Source organism: Pseudonocardia halophobica, from assembly GCF_050948485.1.
GTDB classification, from domain to species: Bacteria; Actinomycetota; Actinomycetes; order Mycobacteriales; family Pseudonocardiaceae; genus Pseudonocardia; species Pseudonocardia halophobica.
This window is the reverse complement of the sequence record NZ_CP192046.1, coordinates 4,528,506-4,548,304: the sequence shown is the minus strand read 5'-3', so window position 1 is coordinate 4,548,304 and position 19,799 is coordinate 4,528,506. Positions and strand designations below refer to the sequence as shown.

Sequence of the window (19,799 nt, the reverse complement as noted above, 5' to 3'; positions counted from 1 at the left end):
GACCAGGCGGCGGCGGACCGGCTCGGGCCGGCCCCGATCAGCCCTCCGACCGTCAGCCCGGCGCCGATCAACCCTGGGCATCCGTCAGCCCTCCGGGGCGACGCGGTCCGGGTGCTCCAGCCGGTAGCCGTGCCCGCGCAGCGTCGTGATCCGCGGGACCCGGGCCCCGTCGAAGGAGGCGATGCGCCGCCGCAGCGAGGCGACGTGCACATCCAGCGTGCGGGTGGGGCCGTGCCAGTGCTCGTCCCAGACGTCGGCCATCAGGGTCTCCCGGCTCACGGCGGTGTCCGGCTCGCGGGCCAGCCGCGCGAGCAGGTCGAACTCCTTGCTGCGCAACGCCAGCTCGCGGCCCTGCACCAGCACCCGCCGACCGCCGACGTCGAGGCTCAGGTCGCCCAGCTGCACCACCGCCGGCGCCACGGGCGGCCCGGCCCGGCGCAGGTGGGCGCGGATGCGGGCGAGCAGCTCGTGCAGCCGGACGGGCTTGGTGAGGTAGTCGTCCGCGCCGGCGTCGAGCCCCACGACGACGTCCATCTCGGCCCGCCGCGCCGTGAGCATCACGATCACCGCGGCGGGCAGCCGCTGCCGCAGCCGCCGGCAGACCTCCACGCCGTCGAGGTCGGGCAGCCCGAGGTCGAGCAGGACGAGGTCGAAGCCGGGGCCGCGGGCCGCCTCGACGGCCGCCGTCCCCGTCCGCGCCAGCTCCACCCCGTAGCCGTGCGACCGCAGGCTGGAGGCCACGACGTCGCCGATCGTGTCGTCGTCCTCCACTACCAGGACCGAGGCCATCCGGCGATGCTAACGGCCGTAGACGCCGCGCCGCCGCACTCGTGATCTCCTGGACCCCTCGCGATCGAGGAGGAGACGTGGCGGAACTGGCGGTCGGGGCCTGGCTGGGCACCACGTGGTCGGCCGGCGACATCGTGGCGGTGGCGCGGGAGGTGGAGGCCGCCGGCTACGACGGCATCTGGGTCGCCGACCACTTCATGGGCAACACCGGTACCGAGGAGCGGTCCGACATCCGGATGCGCGAGTGCTTCGGCGTGCTCGCCGGCCTGGCGACGGCGGTGCCCCGGGTCCGGCTGGGCAGCCTCGTCGCGTCCATGACCTACCGGCACCCCGCGGTGCTCGCCGCCACCGCGGCCACCGTCGACGACCTCAGCGGCGGCCGGCTGGTGCTCGGCATGGGCGCGGGCTGGCAGCTCAACGAGCACGCCGCCTACGGCATCGCGCTGGGCCCGGTCCGCGAGCGGATCGACCGGCTCGAGGAGGGCCTGGCCGTGCTCGACGGCCTGCTCCGCACCCCGCGGACGACCGTCGCCGGCACGCACTACACGGTCGTCGACGCCCCGCCCGTCACTTCGGGCAGGCGGATCCCGATCATGCTCGGGGCCTCGGGCGAGCAGCGGATGCTCGGCGTCGTCGCCCGGTACGCGGACGAGTGGAACTGCTGGTCCACGCCGGAGGTGTTCGCGCACAAGTCCGCCGTGCTCGACGAGCACTGCGTGCGGATCGGCCGCGACCCGCGCACGATCCGGCGCTCCACCCAGGCCGTGCTGCAGATCGACGGCTCCGCTGCCGACGCGCCGGCCGGGGTCGTCGCCGGATCGGTGGCCGAGATCGTCGACGTCATCGGCCGTTGGCGGGAGGCGGGTCTCGACGAGCTGATCGTGCCGGCCATCCGTGGCACCGCCGACCAGGGGCGCGAGCTGTTCGGCCGGTTCCACACGGAGATCCGGCCGCAGCTGGACTAGCGGTCACCGGCGCCGGTCCGCCCTCACCCCGTGCCGATCGCGGCGAGGCAGGAGGCCACGTCGTTGCAGACCCGGACGGCGGCGTCGAGCGGCAGGCCGCCCCAGGCCGGTCCGGCGGCGATCACGGCCGCGGGGTCGGGGAGCATGCGGATCGCGCCCTCCGGGTCGTCGACCGTCAGGTGCGCGTAGAGGACGATCCGCGTGGAACCGGGCATGGCGGCGGCGGCCAGGAGCGTCGCCGCCGGGGTGCGGCTGCCGAGCAGGGTGCCCCGCACCGCGCGTTCGGCGAGCGCGGCGGCGAGCACCGCCATCGGCAGCTCGTGCTGCTCGGCGGGGGCGCAGGCCAGCACGACGGCGGACCGGTCCCGCGGCTCGCGGCCGACCCGGGCGCCCAGCGTGCCGAGCACGACGTGTGAGAGCAGGTGCTCGGCGCCCACCGTCCGGGCCGCGGGCAGCGGCAGGCGTTCCAGGGTGGTGAAGGCCGGCCGGACCAGGGTCTCCCACGTCCGGACCACCCCCTCGGCCGCCAGCAGGGCGCCGACGAGGTGGCGGGCGGCGTGCCCGTCGAGCTCCATGCACACCGCGGCGAGCTTGCGTGCGGCGGACACGTCCGGCTCGGGGACGACGGGCGGCCGGCGGGGACCCTGCACGGTGCGCACGGCCACGGCGGTCGACTCGCCCGCCTCGACCAGGTCCCGCACGGTGCGCAGCCGGACCAGGTCGTCGAAGGTGTAGCGGCGATGACCGCCGGGGGTCACCGCGCTGGCCCCGACGCCGTAGCGCCGCTGCCACGCCCGCAGCGTCTCGACCGACACCCCGACGTAGTCCGCCGCGGCGCCGATCGACACCCCGGCGGGACCCGGACAGGGCCCATTGCCCATGCCACCGTCCACCCCGGTCACCCTCCTCGGGGGTCCGTCCTGCCCCCAGGGCCTTCCGGCCCGAACCTGGACGCGGTGGGCGCGGAATCTACTAGCCCGTGGACAGGGCCGCCCATCGGTGACTACCACTGTTGGCAGCCGGTGGGGCACACCGCCCCGGAACCGGCGAACGCCACGGCGTCGTCGCTGGGGAGCCGACGATGCCCGCCTCGCGTGCTGGGCCCGGAGGGAGGGGCACCCGGGCCCAGCACGCAATAATCCCCGGCTCCTCTCAGCTCCGCTACAGCATCCGCGGCGCACACTCCCCGTCGTCGGATCCCACCCGCCGGGTGGGACGGTCGAGACGACGAGGAGGCACACCGTGCGGTTCGCCGATCTCCAGCAGGGCGCCGGGGTGCTGGTCTGGGTGTGCTGGCTGGTGACCGCGGTCGCCCTGTGCGCCTACCGCGTGGGACTGCGTGCCACCACCGGCACCGGGGGCGCCCCGCTGCCGGGCCTGCCCGCCGTGGGCGCGCTGGTCGCGCCGGCCCGCCGGGTGCTGCGCCGGCCCGCGGTCTGGGGGACCGGCGTCGCGTCGACGCTCTTCACGGCGCAGGCCACGGTCGTCGACTCGGTGGCCGACCACAGCAGCCTCGCCGCCGCCGACCGGCCGGTGCTCGGCTGGCTCGTCGCGCACCGGGCGCCGGACTGGACCGCGGTGATGGAGACCGCGAGCCGCTACGGCGGCACCCTCGGCACGCTGGTGCTGGCCCTCGTCGCGGTCGCGCTGCTCGCGTGGCGGCGGCACTGGTGGGAGGCCGCGACGGTCACCGTCGCGAGCGCCGGGGTGGCCGTGCTCGTGCCCGCCTTCAAGGACTTCTACGCCCGACCGCGCCCGCCCGTCGCCACCCAGCTGGTGCCGCAGTTCGACCCGTCGCTGCCCTCGGGGCACGCGCTGGGGTCGATCGTGATCGTCGGCGTGGTCGCGATCGTCGCCGTCCGGCTCGTGCGGTCCCTCGTGGTGCGCGTGGCCGCGCTCGGCACGGCCGCGGCGACGATCGTCCTCATCGGGATCTCGCGGCTCTACCTGGGCGTCCACTGGTTCACCGACATGCTCGCCGGGTGGTTCCTCGGCGGGGCGTGGCTGGCGGTCTGTCTCGCCGCGCTGCACGCCCTCACCGCAGGTCGCGCCCCGGTCCGGCGGGACGGGACGCCCGCCCTGCTCTGATCGATCCGGGCCTTGTGCTCCAGGTCACAGGCGGCCAGTATCGCTTCCGGAGGCGTCCACCACCGCCATCGTCCCGGGAGCCCGCATGGCCGTGCTCGAACCGCGCAACTTCCTGCAACCCTGCCTGCTCCTGCTGCTGCGTGAGCAGGCCGACCACGGCTACGAGCTCGTCTCCCGGCTCGGCCCGCTGCACGACGGCGAGGGGGACTCCGGAGGTGTGTACCGCGCGCTCCGCGGCCTCGAGCGGCGCGGCCTGGTGCGCTCGCAGTGGTCCATCCCGAAGGCCGGGCCCGCCCGCCGCACCTACCGCCTGACCGGGGAGGGTGAGGCCTTCCTCGACCTGCAGGCCGCCGAGCTGCGCCAGGTCGACGACGCGCTCCACCTCTTCCTGGACCGCTACGAGCGCTCGACGCCCGGCGCCGACGGGGTGCCGGACGACGGGTTCGGGCAGGACCGCACCCACGCCCGCCCGGGGGCCGGGCACGCCGCCCCCTGAGCGGGATCGCCTCGTCGGGGTGTTTCGCGGGTACCGGTGCCCGGACGTGCCAAGATCGACTTGCGGCCCACCCGCGGCACCCCGACGCTCGATGGTCGAGACATCGGGAGGCGGTGGCGCGGGTGGCGCGGATACTGAAGGACCTGAGCGGTCCCCGGCGGGGGCCGCGTCCAGGGGGCGGTCCGCTCGGCCGGGTGCTGGTGCTGGTGCCGCTGATCGGCTCGTTGGTGCGCCGGGGTCCGCGGGCCTGACCCTTCCGCGCGTGGCCCGCGGCTGCTTCACTCGTCCGTATGACGGCCGGCCCGCGGTTGCTCCTCGCCGGGGAGCGCCACGGATCCCTCCCGGTGCTGCTGCTCGTCCTCACCACGGTCACCGGGGTGATCGACGCGATCAGCCTGCTCAGCCTCGGCCGGGTCTTCGTGGCCAACATGACCGGCAACGTGGTGATCACCGGCTTCGCGATCGCGGGTTCGCCCGGATTCTCCCTCCGCACCTCGCTGGCCGCGCTGGTGGGTTTCCTGGCCGGCGCGACGGCGGCGGGGTTCCTCATCGACAGGATCGACGGGCGGGGTGCGCTGCTCCGGGCGGCGGTCCTGATCGAGTGGGTGCTGCTGGCGGTCTGCCTCGTCCTGGTGGCCGTCCACCCGCCGGTGGTCGACTCCGCCTCGACCCTGGCGACGGCCGTGATCGCGGCCGTGGCGATGGGCCTGCAGAACGCGGTGGGCCGCCGGATCGCCGTCCCGGACCTCACCACCAGCGTCGTCGGGATGTCCATGACGGGGCTCGTCGCGGACCGCACGCACTCGACCCGGGAGGTGGTCCTGCGGCGGGCGTCGGCGGTCCTCAGTCTGCTCCTCGGGGCGATCGTGGGGGCGATCCTGGTGCGCACCGTCGGCGACGTCCCCGCGTTCGCGCTGATCCTCGTGCTGCTCGCGGGCGTCGGGATCGCGGCCCACACGCTGCTGCGGCGGGGGCCGGACTGGGAGGGGTGAGGTGTCGGTGCGGCGACTCGACCGGGCCGTCGGTGCACTGGCGCTGCCCTGGGACCCGGCCGAGCGCCCGGCGGTGACGGCGGCGGACCTGGCGGGCCTGCCCGAGCCGGCGCAGCGGTTCCTGCGGGCCATGGGCGTGCCGGGCCGGCCGCGCCCGCGATCCTTCCGTGTCCGGCTCCGCGCCCGGTTCCGGTTGCGGCGCACCGGGAGCCCGCTCCCGTGCGATGCCTGGCAGTACAACCTCGCCGACCCCGTCGCCCGGGTGTTCGTGATGCGGTTGCGGGTCGCCGGCGTCGTCCCGATGCTCGGCACCGACACCTACGTCGGCGGGCACGGGCGGATGCGGGGCACCCTGCTCGGCCTGGTCCCCGTCGCCGACGGGCGTGGGCCGGAGTTCGACCTCGGCGAGCTCGCCACCTGGGTCGACGACGCCTGCCTCCTCGCCCCGGGCATGCTCCTCACCCCCGCCGCGACCTGGAGCCCGGTCGACGACTCGTCGTTCGACGTCACGGTGGCCGACTCGGGCCTGACAGTCACCGTCCGGCTGACGGTCGACGAGCTGGGGCGGCTCCTGGACGTCTCCACCACGGACCGGTACCTCGCCCTGCCCTCCGGGCCGGTCCGGGCCCGCTGGACCACGCCGGTCGACGGCTGGGAGTGCGTCGGCGGGCACCTGCTCCCCACCCGCGCGCGAGCGGTGTGGCACCTCGACGACGGCGACTTCTGCTACGTCGACGGCCGGTTCGAGCAGCTGCGGCTCGACATGCCCCCTAGATGACGGCGAACGCGGCGAGGCCGAGCGCGACCAGTCCGCCGACCTTGACGAGCTCCAGCGCGATGTAGGCGAGGTGGGCGCGCGAGCCGGTGTGCGGGTCGCCCGCGAGGACGCGGCGGGTGCGGGCGGCCAGCGCGGGCCGGACCGCGGCGAGTTGGACGACGAGCAGGAGGGCGACCGCGGCGGTGGCCCACAGGATCGGCGTGGACCGCGGCCCGACGAGCAGCGCGATCCCGACTCCCAGGAGCAGTACGACCTCGACGATGTTCAGCGCCCGGAACACGAGACGCCCGATGCCGAGCCCGAGCGGCACCGTGATGCCGGGGGCGCGGAACTTGAGGGGCGCCTCCAGGAACGACAACGCCAGCACCATGCCCAGCCACAGGAAGGCGATCGCACCGACCGCGAGGTTCACCGCCGACTCCCTTCTCGTGCTCCTTCCATCCTGCACCCAGGGTGGGGGAGGGGCTTCAGGGCACGTCCTCCGCAGGCGACGTTGGGCGGAGCGCCGCTCCAGCGCGACGCGGCCTGGCACTCGGCCGTCCCGGGCGGTGTACTCCTGCTCGGGCGCGGTCAGCTCCTGCCAGGAGAGCCGGCTTGTGGTCGAGGACGATCGGTAGGCGCGATCGCTCTGAGCCTCGCGTAGATCTCGGACGTGCCGGCGTCCGCATCTGCGGCGCTGTCGACGATCACGTCGGGCTGCTGGGCGGCCACCGACTCGGCGCGCGCCGTCGGGCCGCCGAGGCCCGCGACGCCGTGGTCGACGGCCTGGCCGGCCCGCTTGCAGGAAGAAGCCTTGGTGTCGGCGACCCCGCCGGGCCGGGGTGGTCCCCGATCGCGCCGGGTGACAGGCCGCGGTGGACGATCGCTGTTTAGCTTGATCTCTGCACGTGAAGTAGCTACCCGCTGGTGCTGTAGCCCAGATTGACGGCCCTGCCGGCAACGGTGGCATCGCCCAGTACGGCGACACGGACCTCGCGCTGTCCGAATTGCCGGAGAGGGCGATCGGTTCGGCTGAGACCCGGTCTCGAAGCTCAGCCGACGAGTATCTGTTCGCGCAGGATGTCGGCGTGTCCGCAGTGGTGGGCCAGCTCGCGCAGAACCTGCAGGTACACCCAGCGCAGCGTGCGCGGCCCGGCCCGGTGGCCGGTGACGACCGCGTCCAGCGGCAGGTCGGCGGCCTTCGCCCGGGCCGTCGCGCAGGCCTCCCGGTGGGCCGCCGTGACCGAGGCGATGGTGTCGTCGTCGGCGAGCCGGAAGGACTCGTCCGGACTCTGCACCAGGCCGAGCTCCCGACGGGACGTGCCGCCGACGCACTCCTCGAACCACACCCGCTGCATCCACGTGACGTGCTTGAGCAGCCCGAGCAACGTCGTCGCCGACGGGACGAGCCGGCGGCGGGCCTGCTCCTCGGTAAGGCCGTCGAGCGTAGCCTCGAGCGCGCCGCGGTACTCCTCGATGAACGCCTCGAGCTGGGTGCGTTCCTCGTCGAGCGGCACGTCGAACGAGCCCATCGATGTCTCCCCTCGCGGTCGCAGACGACGGCCACCGCAGCGAGTGCGAGCAGCGGCCCACGGCGAGGATCCTAGGATCTGGTCTCGCTGGTTGACCCGGGTGCGGCCTGGTGCTGGAGCAGCCTGCCTCTGCGCCCCGGCGTCGTTGGTGTATCGCCAGGCTGATCGAGCCCTCGTTTGTGGGACGGCATGCCTGAGCGTGGGTGGGCCCGGCGGCCGGGTCCTGTGGGCTGGCGACAGGGCTGCGCGCCGTGAGCGCCGATCAGTGGGCGACCGAGGGATGGACTGATCCTGGGGAGCGGCATGCGATCTGTGTGCTCGAGACCGACGGCGAGCTCAGGGTAGTTCGAGGTCGCCCACATGCAGCCGGCCTGACCGAGGCGACGCGGCGGCTGCACCGGGCTGAGGTCGAACGCGCGCCGATCGAACGCCGTGACGGCCCGATCGTCGATGCCCTGCTGGCGGCGGCCCTGCTGGTCCTGGTGCTCAGCCCGCGGCAAGTCAAAGGCGCTGCCTGTCGCTGGCGCTTCGTGGGTCATGCTTCGGAATCGCCTGGGAGCGGCCGCCGCTACCGACGGTGTCGACCTCGAACCTCTCGCAGAGAGCGTCAACGGTCCGGGCGACCGGGAGCGAGGCGGTGATGGTCTCCCCGGCCATCGACGGTTCCGCGGCACGCGACCTCGGGCGCCGGAGTTGCCCCGTTCGCAGCTGTCCCGGTCGTCCCGGGCTGCGGCACGATCGGCCACGCGCCGACTCCGGGGGGATCCGATGGCGGTCAGAGCCTACGCACGGCAGACGTCGGTCGCGGCGGGGGAGACCTTGCAGCTGTGCCTGGGCGCCGACGTCGCCACCGACGCAACGGTGAGGATCTCCGAGTTTGTCGGGGGCGCCGTCGTCGACGAGATGACGGTCGCGGTAGCGGCTCGGCCGGTACCCGCCGATCCGGCCGCCGACCACGGCTGGCCGGTCTCCGCGGACATCGTCGTCCCCGCGGCCTGGGCGAGCGGGCTCTACGCCGTCGATGTCACCCCGTCCGACAACCCCGACCGCGACCGCGTGCTGTTCGTCGTACGCGCGGCGAGCCCCGCGGCACCGGTCGTCGTCGCCGTTCCGTTCCCGACCTACCACGCCTACGCCTACATGGGCGAGACGCCGGGTGCGTCGGTCTACTGGAACGAGCAGCCCGACCGGGCCCGCCGGGTCAGCGTTCGGCGCCCGATGCGGATGTCGATCCCCTGGGAGGACCCGATCCTGCGCTGGTTCGCCGGCAGTGGCCGCGACGTCGAGTACTGCTCGGGCTACGACCTCGACAACCGGTCCCTGCTCGACGAGTACCGGCTGCTGGTCTGTATAGGGCATGACGAGTACTGGTCGCGAGGGATGCGCGACACCGTCGAGGGCTGGGTGGCAGACGGGGGCAACGTCGCGTTCCTGACCGGTAACACGTGCTGGTGGCAGTTCCGGCTGGAGGACGCCGGCGACACGTTCGTCTGCTATCGCGATGCGGCGGAGGACCCCCTCACGGGACAGCGCGACGACCTGGTGACCGTCGAGTGGGGCAGCGCACCGGTGAACCGACCGGAGAACCACCTGCTCGGGGTCAGCTTCCGACGGGGCGCCGGCTGCTGGAACGACCTGAGCGTCATGGCCGACTCGGCCTGGACAGCCCGGTTCGCCGATCACTGGGTGTTCGCCGGGACCGGGCTCGCGGACGGCACCGAGTTCGGCCGCCGAACCGTCGGCTACGAGACCGACGCCGCCGAAACCGTCGACGTCGCCGGTGTTCCACGCGTGACCGGCCGCGACGGCACCCCGCCGGACTTCGTCGTCCTCGCGACCGCGGATCTCCGGCATTGGCGGACCGTGGGCCAGGGCGGTGCGGCCACGATGGGCGTGTACCGCTCGCCGGCCGGCGGGACCGTCTTCAACGCGGCCACCACAGGATGGGGCGCCGGCCTGCACCCGGTGGCGGACGCGGTCGTCGAACGGATCACGACCAATGTGCTCGACCGGCTCACCGCGCCGCCCGCCGCGCCCGGGTGGGAGCCCGTGGGCCACGCCGAGGACGTCGTCGCTATGGTGGCCTGCGAGAACATGCTGTTCGCCGCCGACGCCGCCGGAACACTGTGGACCCGTGAACCCGCGGCGCAGAACGTCGGCTGGACCGATCTGGGCAACGCCGCCGGTGTCCGTGCGCTGGCGAGCCCCCGTGAGGCGATCAACGGGGAACCGATCGGCCTGTACGCGCTCGTCGCCGGCCGGGTGCGGTACCGGTCGCCGGACGGGGCGAGTTGGACCGACCGGCGCGCCGCCGACGGTCTGATCGCCCTGGCGATGTCCTACGTGTCCTACTTCGCCGTGACGACGACCGACAGGCTCGTGGCGGTCCCGATCGGGGACTCGACCCGCCAGTGGGAGAGTGTGGGTGACGCAGGCGGTGTCACTGTGCTCACCAACCTCAACGGCCGGCTGTTCGGGGCAGGGCTCGACGCGCTCGTCACCCGGCGCCCCCTGCTCGGTCCGGCCACCTGGGAGCCCGTCGCGGACCTGCCCGGCCCGGCCGCTGCGCTGGCCGGCCACGGCGGCCGGATCTACCTCGCGACGACCGACGGGCTGCTGTACCGCCGCGACGTCGCGGGGTGAGCATCATGGGGCGGCGGTCGCCGCCGCGACGACGTTGCGCAGGATCCTCGCCACGACCGGGTCCTCGTCGAGGGCTCCGTTGAAGCACAGCGACGCCGCGGCGAACGTCCAGCCGCCACCGGGGTGGGCGAGCCGACACATCTGTGCGCCGAAGGGCTGCTCGCCCTCCGCGAAGACATCGGCCGCGCCACCGGGTGGGACACGGTCGGTCTCCCAGCCGGACGCCGCGATGTTCACCGACGTCCGGCCGAACACGTCACCCGCCGCCATTCCCGTGCCGTCGAGGAACGGATTGGCCGGATCGGTCACTCGGTAGCCGGCGAAGGTCAGGAACCCGTCCAGGGCGAAGTCGACGCCGAGCAGCTCCGACTCGGGCAGGCCGGCCTCCGCGTAGATGTCGCGGGACCCGTCGCGTCGCCGGAACGTCAGGGAGCTGCCGTCGGGCGTCGGCACCACGCGCTCGTAGAAGCCGTTGCCGCCGGTGTAGACGAGCCGGCCCCCGCTGCCGACGAACTCGGCGAAGGCCTCGCGCATCGGGTCGGAGATGTATTCGGGGTGGGTGCACAGCAGCACCGCCCGGTAGGCGCCGAGCAGATCGGTACCGCGCTGGTGGACGTCGGAGTCGGCGACACAGTCGAAGCCGACACCCTCGCCGGCCAGCCAGCGCAGCAGGATCAGGTCCGACTGCAGCAGATGCGACACCGCTCCGGTCGGGTCGACCTCCGCCGACGTCGACGGGCGGTGGAAGCTGAGCACACGACGCACGCCTGGCTGACCGTCGGTGTACTGGTCGTGGCCGCCCCAGTAGTTGTAGGCGTTGTAGGTGTAGGTCGGGATGACGGTGAGCATGTCGGCGGCCGGGGCGTTCGGTCGCACCACGAAGACCGCGTGCCGGCGCAGCCCCTCCGGCCCGGTCAGCTCGAAGTCGTACACCCCGGAGGTCCACGTGTCGGCGACCGGGACGCTCAATGCGACCGGCCACCCGCAGCCGACGGACCGGTAGCCGGGAGGCAGGATGCTCGGGCCAGGACCGGGGGAGATCGTCGAGACCCGGCGCACGACCGCGGAGTCAGGGACGAGTCGCCGGACCCGGACGTCGTAGGAGTCGAACGTCGTCGATACCGCCACCCGCGCCGTGTCACCGGGCTCGACCGAGTCCTCCTCGGCATAGCCCTGCAACGCCGCCGTCTCCTCGACCGTGAACCCCTGGCCGATCGAGACGCCGCCGGCCGGGTGCGCCCAGTTGGCGGTGACGCCACCCTGGTCGACGGTGAGGTAGTTCAGTAGCCGGTACCAGCGCAGCACGTGGTCCATATCGGGCACGACGCCGGTGTCGAGGGCGATCGTGTAGATCTCGCCGTCGGCGCCGACCGTCCACTCGCGCATCGACTCGGGCGCCCAGCCCGACCCGATGTCCGCCCGTATGCCGCCGCGGGCCCACGCGTCCGGGCCGTTCGACCCGTCGCCGGCCAGGTAGCGCCACCAGGAGAACGCGCCGGCGATCTCGGCGCCGAAAACGACGCCCGACGGGCCGGCGGCGAGCTGCGGGAAACGGGCGAAACCCCTTCCGATCTGCTGCCCGACACCGTCCGCGGCCCACGCCCCCGGGCCGTTGCTGCCGTCGCCGGCCAGGTAGCGGTGCCACCACAGGGTGCCGTTGGGCGCGACCCCGTAGAGGGTGTCGTCATACCCGCCGAAGACGCGCGGGTAGCCGTCGAACCCGGTATGGACGGCCGAGCCGGAGCCCGGGTGCCAGGAGCCGTCGCCGTCGCCCCCGTCGGGGTTCGTCAGGTCGTAGCGCCACCAGCGGACGGTGCCGTCGCCCGACACCGTGTAGAGCTGGCCCTCGGCGCCGGCGAGCACCGCCCGGAAGACGTGCCAGTCGGTGCCGATCTCGCGCCCGACGCCGTTGGCCCAGCTCACACCGCCGGTGCTCCACCCGGCGTGCCGGTACCAGCGCAGCACGCCGTCGGCCTGGATCGCATAGATGATTCCTCGGCCCGCGGCGACGAGTCGAACGAATCGTTGCGCAGGATCGAAGGTCATGCCCGCCCCGTCTCACCGGTGGTTCCGCTGACTCGAGGAGCGTCCCACGATCGGGTGACGTCGAGGAAGCGCACACACCGGGGCGTCAAGCTCGTAGGCCGCGATGGTCGCCCTGGCGACCGACGCCACCCACTTGCTCGGCTACCAGCGGGTACTTCGACCCGTACCGGTTCGACCGCGGTGATGCGGGGCGAGTGTCCCGCTGTCCACCCTCCACAGGCGACCAATTGGGAGGACAGGGTGACGACGCACCGCGGCCGTGCCGACACACGAGCGTCGGCACGGCCGCGAGGAGATCCCGGAAGCCCGGGCCGAGAAGGAGCCGGGCTCCTAGAAATAGTGCTTACGCCCACCGACCGCCCGGCCGGCGGCACCGAGGATCGCCAGCACCGCGCCGACGACCAGCAGGATGATCCCGAGGATCCACAGCAGGGAGATCTTCAGCAGGAATCCCAGCACCAGCAGGATCAGACCGAGAATGATCATTGTGTTCCGTTTCCTCCACAGTGTCGCGCCCCTACGCGGGGAGTCGGCAGAGGACGGAGCGTCCAATCATGGATCGTCGTTTCGATGCGGAACCGTGATCACTCGCCGACGGGCGAGCCGCCCGGCGCAGGTCGCCGAGAAGATCGGATGGATCCCAACCTGGCCGCCGACCGGGGCGCACCGTGCGCTTCGGCATCCGGCTGCACGTGATCATGCGGGACACTCCGAGCAGGCCCGGACGCAGGCGGAGTCGCTGCTCGCCGCGCTGGACCCGGCGACGATCGAGAAGGTGCAGGCCGGGCTGGCCGCCGGCGAGTCCGAGGGCATCGACGAGTTCGTGCTCTCCGGCTACCCGCACCTCGAGGAGGCGTGGTGGACGGGGGAGGGCGTGGTGGAGGGCCGCCGGTGAGCGCGGGTGATCAGTCCGGCGGCGGACGTCGCGATGCCGAGCTGGTTCGGCCGGCGTCCGGCGCGGACCCGGGGGGATCGCTGGTGACGGGCGGTCCGGCGTCGCCGGCGAGGGCACGCCGGATGCGGGCGAGGTTGTCGCACAGCGCGTGCAGCCAGCCCCAGCCGTCGAGCAGCCGGGAGTCGCCCTCGGCCGGGAGCGGCGGGAACCGGCCGCGGCACTCCTCGGCGAGGCCCTCCGGCACCCGGTCCGCGGCGACGGCGTCGGCGGTGCGCCGGTAGGCCTCCGCGACGTCGGCGGCCGCCGCCCGCAGCGCGTCCGCGTCGGGATCGGCCGGGCCGGAGCGGACGGTCAGCAGCGCGGGGTGGCGCTCGCGGAGGGCGCCGTCGTAGGCGTCGAGCCGGTGCACCACGAGCACGACGCTCAGCCAGTCCGGGCCGGCGGCGCCGTGCGGCATCGGCTCGGTCCGGTACTGGACGTAGGCGTGCTCCAGCAGGACCGCGGTGCTGTGCAGGCGGCCGGGTTCGTCGGTCTCCGTGACGGGGGACCGGCTCAGCACCGCGGCGACGGCCTCGGCGTCGTCGGCCACCGCCCGCAGGGCGTCCGCGGCCACCTGCCGGACCTCCCCGCCGCCGCCCCGCGGCCACACCGCCGCGCCGATCACCGCGCCGATCACCCCGCCCACCAGCACGTCGACGAGCCGGACCTCGGCCAGGTGCCAGGTCGGCGGCGCGAGCTGGGCGAACAGCGCCGCGACCAGCACCGTGAAACCCGCCTGCCCGGCGGCGAGGCCCAGCAGCGGGCCGGCGGCGAACGTCGCGATCATGACGACCGGGAGCAGCCAGACGTAGACGGCGCGGTGGTCGCCGACCAGGAGCAGCACCCCGGCGGCGAGCACCGCACCGACGATCGTGCCGGCGAACGCCCGGACGAGCACCGACCGGTCCGCCGACGCCGAGGTGCGCATCAGGCTGAGCGTCGCCAGCAGGACCCAGAAGCCGTGCTGTAGGTCGAACACCCCGGCCACGACCCGCGCGACGGCGAGACCGAGCGCGAGGCGGACGGCGTTCTGCAGGTAGACCGAGCGCGGCGTGAGGTGCGCCCGCAGCCGCCGCCCCCACAGCTCCGCATGCCCGGCGTGCAGGAACCAGAGCATCGGCGGCGTGTCCGCGGGCGCCGGCCGGGGTGCACCGGACCAGCCGGACACGGCCAGCCCGGCGAGCCGGGCGTCCTCGGCGAGAGCGACGGCGGCGAGCCCGGCCCGCAGCGTCGTCGCCGGCCCGGGGGTGCGCGCAGCACCGTGCGCGGCGAGCACCGCGTCGAGTCCGGTGACGTCGACCGGCAGCGCCTGCCGTCCGGCCCGCAGGGTGCGGGCGACCCCGTGGAGGACGTGCCCGGACTCCGCCACGAGGTCCGCGGTCCGCGGGTGCGGCGGCTCGCCGGACGCGGAGAGCAGGTCCGCCAGCGCGACCGACCGATCCGCCGCCGCCCGGATCGCGGCGGCGGTCGCGAGCAGGCTGCGGTCCCGGCGCCCCGGCCCGAGCGGCCGTTGCTCCCGGGCGAGCCGGGTGATCCGCAGGTCCTCCGCCGACCCCAGCACCTCGCGCTGCCGGGCGAGCTGCGGGGCCGTGGCCGCCGGGACCCGAAGCGAGTCCGCCAGCGCGCCGGTGAACCCCGCGACCTCGTCGGCGAGGACCGCCATCCGGTCCGGCACCGGCGTCGGCACGGACGCGGGCAGCAGCCAGCGGTCGCAGGCGATCAGCAGCACGGCCCCCAGCGCCAGCCCGAGGAGCCGCTGGTCGAGCGTGTCCGGCTGGAAGGGCGGGAAGCACGGGAGCACGTAGAGCAGCTGCAGCCCGTTGGCCACGCCGACCACCCGCGGCCCGCCCGTCCCCGCGTAGGCGACCACGAACCCGACGACGAGCATCCCCGCCGCGGCGGCCCAGGTCGAGACGGCGAGCAGGGTGCCGAGGCTGACCAGCACCACCCCGGCTGCGGCGGCGCCCAGGAACGTCCGGAGCCGCCGGTCGGGCGAGCCGGTGACCTCGGACAGCGCGCCGAGCGCGATCACGGTGAACAGCGCGTAGATCGCGACGGTCGAGTCGCCCAGCCCGTACAGGCCGCCGTAGAAGCCGACGAGCGCAGGTACCGACACCCGGATCGACCGGCGCAGGGCCGGCCCGGCGGGCGGCCTCACCGGGCGAGGGCCCCCTCCGGTGCGGCCCCCTCCGCCGCGGTCCGCAGGGGCGGTGTCGCGGACGGTGTCGCGGCTGCCGTCGGCGGGAGCGGCACCCAGCCCTCGGGGCCGGGCAGCCGCTCGGCCGCCTCGGGTCCCCAGGAGCCCCGGGCGTACGACGCCGGAGGGGTCGCCGGGTCGAGGATCGGCTCGACGATCCGCCAGGCCTGCTCGATGGTGTCCATCCGGGCGAAGTGCGCCGGGTCGCCGGCCAGCGCGTCGCCGAAGATCCGCTCGTAGGGTGCCTGGACCGGGCCCAGCACCTCGCGGAAGTCGACGGAGAGGGGGATCTCCGTGGGGACGTCGCCGCGCCCGGGCTGCTTGGCCAGCAGCGTGATCGTGATCCCCGCCCGGGGCTGCAGGCGCAGCCGGATCCGGTCCGGGCGCATGCTGCCGAGCCCGCCGGAGAACAGCGCGCGGGGCGGCGGCCGCAGCACGGCGACGATGTCGAGCAGCGTCTCCGGCAGCGCCTTGCCGGCCCGCAGGTGCACCGGCACCCCGGCCCACCGCCAGTCGTCGACGTGGAAGGTGGCCGCGACGAACGTCTCGGTGGTCGAGTCCGGCGCGACGCCCGGCGTCTCGAGGTAGCCGTCGTACCGGCCGCGGACCACCGCGCCGGCGTCGAGCCGGCGCACGGCCCGCAGCAGCCGGAACTTGGCGTCCCGCTGGTCGTCCGCGGCGTCGGAGAGCGGGGCGTCCATGAGCAGGTAGGCCATGACCTGCAGCAGGTGGTTCTGCACGACGTCCCGCACCGTGCCGACCGCGTCGTAGAACGAGCCGCGGTCGGCGACGTCGAAGTCCTCGGCCATCGTGATCTCGAACCGGTCGATCCACTGCCGGCTCCACAGCGGCTCCAGCAGCGTGTTGGCGAACCGCAGCACCAGCAGGTCCTCCACCGGCTCCTTGCCGAGGAAGTGGTCCACCCGGAAGATCCGGTCCTCCGGGTAGTGCTTCGCCAGCAGGGCCTGCAGCGCCCGCGCCGAGTCGAGGTCCCGCCCGAAGGGCTTCTCGACGACGAGCCGGGACCGGGTGTGCAGGCCGACCCCGGCCAGCCCGTCCGCCACCGTGCCGAACAGCGAGGGCGGCACCGCGAGGTAGTGCACCGCGAACGCCGTCGGCCCGGCCTCCGCGGTGATCGCGTCGGCGAGGCGGGTGAACACGGCCGGGTCGGTGTAGTTCCCCGCCACCAGGTGCGTCGAGCCCTGCAGGCGCTGCAGCGCGGACTCGTCGACCTCGTCCACCGCGGCCCGGACGCAGTCGGCCATGTGCGCGCGCAGCCGGTCGTCGTCCCAGTCGGTCAGCGCGACGCCGATGACCGGCACGGTCAGCTCGCCGCGTTCGACCAGGCGGTACAGCGCCGGGATGATCATCTTCTTGGCGAGGTCACCGGTGATGCCGAAGAGGGCCAGGACGTCCCCCTGCCGAGCGGTCACGCCGGGCCACCCGCCTTCTCGACGTGCCCGCCGAACTCCAGCCGTTGGGCGGACTCGACCTTGTCGGCGAACAGCTCGCTGCCGCGGGAGGCGAAGCGGCTGTAGAGCGCGGCGGTGAGCAGGGGCGCGGACACGCCCTCCTCGATCGCGGCGATCGACGTCCAGCGGCCCTCGCCGGAGTCCGACACCCGGCCGGCGAACTGGTCCAGGCCCGGGTCCTGCTGCAACGCCTCGGCGGTGAGGTCGAGCAGCCACGACCCGACCACGCTGCCGCGCCGCCACACCTCGGCGACCTCGGCGAGGTCGATGCCGTCGTAGGGGTAGTACTTCGGGTCGCGCAGCGGGGCGGTCTCCGCGTCGGCCTCAGGCGGCCGGACGCCCGCGCCCGCGTTGCGGATGACGTTGAGGCCCTCGGCGTAGGCGGCCATCAGGGCGTACTCGATGCCGTTGTGCACCATCTTCACGAAGTGCCCGGCGCCGGACGGGCCGCAGTGCAGCCAGCCCTGCTCGGCCGGGCTCGGGTCGCCGCTGCGGCCCGGGGTGCGGGGGGCGGTGGCGACGCCCGGGGCGAGCGAGGAGAACACCGGCCGCAGCCGCGAGACCGCCCGGTCCGGGCCGCCGATCATCAGGCAGTAGCCGCGGTCGAGCCCCCACACACCGCCGCTGGTGCCGCAGTCGACGTAGTCGATCCCGCTCGCCGCGGCCTGCTCGGCGCGGTCGATGTCGTCCCGGTAGGAGGAGTTGCCGCCGTCGACGATCGCGTCGCCGGCGTCGAGCGCGCCGAGCAGCGCCGTCACGGTGTCGCCGGTGATCGCGGCGGGCAGCATCAGCCACACCGACCGCGGCGCGTCCAGGCCGCCGACCAGCTCCTCGAGCGATCCGGCGCCCCGCGCCCCCTCGGCCACCAGGGCGGCGACGGCGTCGGGGGAGACGTCGTACACGTGGCACTCGTGCCCGGCGCGCAGCAGCCTGCGCACCATGTTGGCGCCCATCCGGCCGAGCCCGATCATCGCGATCTGCATCCCGTCGTCCTCCCGTGCGTCAGGTGAGCCGGTGCGGGCCGGAGGCGTGCGCGACCCGACCCGGCCCGTGGTCGAGCTGGTGGTCGAGGTCCACCGCCGCGCTGATCAGCGCGAGGTGGCTGAAGGCCTGCGGGAAGTTGCCGAGCTGCTCGCCGGTCGCCCCGATCTCCTCCGAGTAGAGGCCGAGGTGGTTGGCGTAGGTCAGCATCTTCTCGAAGGCGGTGCGGGCGTCGCCGAGCCGGCCGGAGCGGGCCAGCGCGTCGACGTACCAGAAGCTGCAGAGCGAGAACGTGCCCTCGGTGCCGGTCAGGCCGTCGGGCGAGGCGGACGGGTCGTAGCGGAACACCAGCCCGTCGGACACCAGGGTCCGGTCGATCGCCTCGAGCGTGGAGTGCCACAGCGGGTCGCTCGGGACCACGAACCCGGCGCGCGGCATCATCAGCACGGCCGCGTCGAGCACGTCGCCGCCGAGGTACTGCACGAACGCCTGCCGGCCGGCGTCGAAGCCCTTGGTCATCACCTGGTCGTAGATCGCGTCGCGCCGGGTCGTCCACCCCGGCACGTCGCCGGGCAGCGCGCGCTCGCGGGCCATCCGCGTCGCCCGGTCGAAGGCGACCCAGGACATCAGGCGGCCGTAGACGAAGTCCTTCGCCCCGCCGCGGGTCTCCCAGATCCCCTCGTCGACCTGGTCCCAGTTCCCGCAGAGCCACGACAGCATGTCCCGCACGGCCTGCCAGCCGCGGTGGTCGAGCCGGACGGCGTGCCGGTCGGCCAGGTACAGCGAGTCCAGGGCCTCGCCGACGATGTCGAGCTGCATCTGGTCGGCGGCGCCGTTGCCGATCCGGACCGGCCGCGACCCCCGGTAGCCCTCCAGGTGGCCGAGGGACTCCTCGGTGAGGTCGGCGGAGCCGTCGACCCGGTACATGATCCGCAGCGGCCTGCCGTCGGGGCCGTCGTGCTCGCCGACGCGGTCCGCCAGCCAGCGCCCGAACGCCGCGGCCTCCTCGGTGTAGCCGAGGCTGAGCAGGGCGTGCACCGAGAACGAGGCGTCGCGGATCCAGGTGTAGCGGTAGTCCCAATTCCGCTCCCCGCCGACCTGCTCGGGCAGCCCGGCCGTGGGTGCGGCGACGAGTGCGCCGGTCGGGGCGTAGGTCATGAGCTTGAGCGACATGGCCGAGCGGTGGACCGTCTCGCGCCAGCGGCCGACGTAGGTCGAGCGCTCCAGCCAGGTGCGCCAGAACTCCACGGTCGCGTCGAACCGCTCGTCGGCCTCGCCGATCGGGATGCGGCGGGGCTGCAGGCCCGAGCCGGACTCCAGCACCGTGCCGACCGCCTGGCCCGCGGAGAGTGTGATCGACGCCCGGACGTCCGGCCCGTCGCGCTCCCAGTCGAGGGCGCCGCCGCCGTCGACGACCGTGTGCAGGCACAGGTCCATGTCGGGGCCGTGGAAGACGACGCCCTCGGCGGTGGTCTCGGTGGTGTGGCCGGCCCGGCCGTAGTCGAAGCGCGGCCGGCACTCCACGGTGAACCGCATCGTCCCGCGGACCACGCGCAGCACCCGGACGATCTCGTGCCGGTCGGTCGCGGCGCCGTCCCGGACGGGCATGAAGTCGTAGAGCGCGCCCACGCCGTCGGCCGTCATGAACCGGGTCATCAGCACGGCGGTGTCGTGGAAGTACCACTGCCGGCGCGTGACCTCGCCGTCCGTGTCGGGCGCGATCCGGAAGAACCCGCCGCGCCGGCGGTCCAGCAGCGCGCCGAACACGCTCGGCGAGTCGAACCGCGGGCAGCAGTACCAGTCGACGCTGCCGTCCGTGGTCACCAGGGCCGCGGTCTGCAGGTCGCCGATCAGCCCGTGCTCGGCGATCGGGGGATAGTCGTCGGGATAGGCCACGCCGCTCCTCC

The 19,799-nt window shown here is 74.2% G+C and carries 17 protein-coding genes; 7 read left to right on the top strand and 10 right to left on the bottom strand.

What is annotated here, in order from left to right:
- Window positions 1-84: 84 nt before the first annotated feature.
- Entirely contained in the window at window positions 85-789 is a 705-nt protein-coding gene (locus ACQP04_RS21560; RefSeq protein WP_433502364.1) for a response regulator transcription factor, read from the bottom strand.
- A 77-nt stretch (window positions 790-866) separates the two neighbouring features.
- Between ACQP04_RS21560 and ACQP04_RS21555 the strand changes: the two genes are divergently transcribed.
- Window positions 867-1,754, top strand: a complete 888-nt coding sequence (locus ACQP04_RS21555; protein ID WP_433502363.1) for an LLM class flavin-dependent oxidoreductase — start codon at window positions 867-869, stop codon at window positions 1,752-1,754.
- A gap of 23 nt (window positions 1,755-1,777) precedes the next feature.
- Here the strand turns inward: ACQP04_RS21555 and ACQP04_RS21550 are convergent, their stop codons facing one another.
- Window positions 1,778-2,635, bottom strand: coding sequence for a MerR family transcriptional regulator (locus ACQP04_RS21550; RefSeq protein ID WP_433502362.1), 858 nt, complete (start codon window positions 2,633-2,635; stop codon window positions 1,778-1,780).
- A 361-nt stretch (window positions 2,636-2,996) separates the two neighbouring features.
- Here ACQP04_RS21550 and ACQP04_RS21545 point away from each other — a divergent pair, with 361 nt between their 5' ends.
- The 4 genes from ACQP04_RS21545 (at window position 2,997) to ACQP04_RS21530 (ending at window position 6,108) form a co-directional block, all read left to right on the top strand.
- Entirely contained in the window at window positions 2,997-3,842 is an 846-nt protein-coding gene (locus tag ACQP04_RS21545; RefSeq protein ID WP_433502361.1) for a phosphatase PAP2 family protein, read from the top strand.
- A gap of 85 nt (window positions 3,843-3,927) precedes the next feature.
- Window positions 3,928-4,338 (top strand): helix-turn-helix transcriptional regulator, encoded by a 411-nt coding sequence (locus ACQP04_RS21540; protein ID WP_433502360.1) that lies wholly within the window; start codon window positions 3,928-3,930, stop codon window positions 4,336-4,338.
- Window positions 4,339-4,628: 290 nt separating this feature from the next.
- Window positions 4,629-5,330: a YoaK family protein gene (locus ACQP04_RS21535; RefSeq protein ID WP_433502359.1), complete on the top strand. Its 702-nt coding sequence runs from the start codon at window positions 4,629-4,631 to the stop codon at window positions 5,328-5,330.
- A gap of 7 nt (window positions 5,331-5,337) precedes the next feature.
- The gene (locus tag ACQP04_RS21530) at window positions 5,338-6,108 is read left to right on the top strand and encodes a DUF6544 family protein (RefSeq protein ID WP_433502358.1); all 771 of its coding nucleotides are present in this window, start codon (window positions 5,338-5,340) and stop codon (window positions 6,106-6,108) included.
- On the opposite strand, the gene ACQP04_RS21525 is transcribed toward ACQP04_RS21530, so the two are convergent.
- Both ACQP04_RS21525 and ACQP04_RS21520 read right to left on the bottom strand, forming a co-directional pair.
- Window positions 6,101-6,478, bottom strand: a complete 378-nt coding sequence (locus ACQP04_RS21525; protein WP_433508412.1) for a hypothetical protein — start codon at window positions 6,476-6,478, stop codon at window positions 6,101-6,103. The two genes, ACQP04_RS21530 and ACQP04_RS21525, sit on opposite strands and share 8 nt — an antisense overlap.
- A 661-nt stretch (window positions 6,479-7,139) precedes the next feature.
- On the bottom strand, window positions 7,140-7,619 hold the full coding sequence (locus ACQP04_RS21520) for a DinB family protein (protein ID WP_433502357.1): 480 nt from the start codon (window positions 7,617-7,619) through the stop codon (window positions 7,140-7,142).
- 768 nt (window positions 7,620-8,387) lie between these two features.
- Between ACQP04_RS21520 and ACQP04_RS21515 the strand changes: the two genes are divergently transcribed.
- A complete protein-coding gene (locus ACQP04_RS21515; protein ID WP_433502356.1) occupies window positions 8,388-10,262 on the top strand; it encodes a N,N-dimethylformamidase beta subunit family domain-containing protein in 1,875 nt (624 codons plus the stop codon).
- Window positions 10,263-10,265: 3 nt separating this feature from the next.
- Here the strand turns inward: ACQP04_RS21515 and ACQP04_RS21510 are convergent, their stop codons facing one another.
- Both ACQP04_RS21510 and ACQP04_RS21505 read right to left on the bottom strand, forming a co-directional pair.
- The gene (locus ACQP04_RS21510; RefSeq protein ID WP_433502355.1) at window positions 10,266-12,308 is read right to left on the bottom strand and encodes a N,N-dimethylformamidase beta subunit family domain-containing protein; all 2,043 of its coding nucleotides are present in this window, start codon (window positions 12,306-12,308) and stop codon (window positions 10,266-10,268) included.
- A gap of 330 nt (window positions 12,309-12,638) precedes the next feature.
- Window positions 12,639-12,794 carry a DUF6131 family protein gene (locus tag ACQP04_RS21505; protein ID WP_197040831.1) on the bottom strand — a complete coding sequence of 52 codons (156 nt, stop codon included), beginning with the start codon at window positions 12,792-12,794 and terminating at the stop codon, window positions 12,639-12,641.
- Window positions 12,795-12,888: 94 nt separating this feature from the next.
- On the opposite strand from ACQP04_RS21505, the gene ACQP04_RS21500 reads away from it, so the two are divergent.
- Entirely contained in the window at window positions 12,889-13,203 is a 315-nt protein-coding gene (locus ACQP04_RS21500) for a hypothetical protein (RefSeq protein WP_433502354.1), read from the top strand.
- A gap of 10 nt (window positions 13,204-13,213) precedes the next feature.
- Here ACQP04_RS21500 and ACQP04_RS21495 read toward each other — a convergent pair whose 3' ends face one another.
- From ACQP04_RS21495 to ACQP04_RS21480, 4 genes are read right to left on the bottom strand one after another with little or no spacing between them, the layout of a single operon-like run.
- On the bottom strand, window positions 13,214-15,400 hold the full coding sequence (locus ACQP04_RS21495) for an FUSC family protein (RefSeq protein ID WP_433502353.1): 2,187 nt from the start codon (window positions 15,398-15,400) through the stop codon (window positions 13,214-13,216).
- Window positions 15,397-16,872 carry a glucose-6-phosphate dehydrogenase gene (gene zwf, locus ACQP04_RS21490; RefSeq protein WP_433502352.1) on the bottom strand — a complete coding sequence of 492 codons (1,476 nt, stop codon included), beginning with the start codon at window positions 16,870-16,872 and terminating at the stop codon, window positions 15,397-15,399. Before zwf ends, ACQP04_RS21495 begins: the two co-directional genes overlap by 4 nt.
- The gene (gene gnd / locus ACQP04_RS21485) at window positions 16,869-17,894 is read right to left on the bottom strand and encodes a phosphogluconate dehydrogenase (NAD(+)-dependent, decarboxylating) (protein WP_433502351.1); all 1,026 of its coding nucleotides are present in this window, start codon (window positions 17,892-17,894) and stop codon (window positions 16,869-16,871) included. Before gnd ends, zwf begins: the two co-directional genes overlap by 4 nt.
- A gap of 19 nt (window positions 17,895-17,913) precedes the next feature.
- Window positions 17,914-19,788: a glycoside hydrolase family 15 protein gene (locus ACQP04_RS21480; RefSeq protein WP_433502350.1), complete on the bottom strand. Its 1,875-nt coding sequence runs from the start codon at window positions 19,786-19,788 to the stop codon at window positions 17,914-17,916.
- Between the last annotated feature and the right edge of the window lie 11 nt (window positions 19,789-19,799).

Excerpts from the sequence above, each read along its gene's own strand:
- ACQP04_RS21505 (WP_197040831.1), bottom strand. The coding sequence starts at position 12,794 with ATGATCATTCTCGGTCTGATCCTGCTGGTGCTGGGATTCCTGCTGAAG.
- ACQP04_RS21515 (WP_433502356.1), top strand. The coding sequence starts at position 8,388 with ATGGCGGTCAGAGCCTACGCACGGCAGACGTCGGTCGCGGCGGGGGAG.
- ACQP04_RS21525 (WP_433508412.1), bottom strand. The coding sequence starts at position 6,478 with ATGGTGCTGGCGTTGTCGTTCCTGGAGGCGCCCCTCAAGTTCCGCGCC.
- ACQP04_RS21520 (WP_433502357.1), bottom strand. The coding sequence starts at position 7,619 with ATGGGCTCGTTCGACGTGCCGCTCGACGAGGAACGCACCCAGCTCGAG.
- ACQP04_RS21560 (WP_433502364.1), bottom strand. The coding sequence starts at position 789 with ATGGCCTCGGTCCTGGTAGTGGAGGACGACGACACGATCGGCGACGTC.
- gnd (WP_433502351.1), bottom strand. The coding sequence starts at position 17,894 with ATGCAGATCGCGATGATCGGGCTCGGCCGGATGGGCGCCAACATGGTG.
- ACQP04_RS21540 (WP_433502360.1), top strand. The coding sequence starts at position 3,928 with ATGGCCGTGCTCGAACCGCGCAACTTCCTGCAACCCTGCCTGCTCCTG.
- ACQP04_RS21510 (WP_433502355.1), bottom strand. The coding sequence starts at position 12,308 with ATGACCTTCGATCCTGCGCAACGATTCGTTCGACTCGTCGCCGCGGGC.
- ACQP04_RS21535 (WP_433502359.1), top strand. The coding sequence starts at position 4,629 with ATGACGGCCGGCCCGCGGTTGCTCCTCGCCGGGGAGCGCCACGGATCC.
- ACQP04_RS21550 (WP_433502362.1), bottom strand. The coding sequence starts at position 2,635 with ATGGGCAATGGGCCCTGTCCGGGTCCCGCCGGGGTGTCGATCGGCGCC.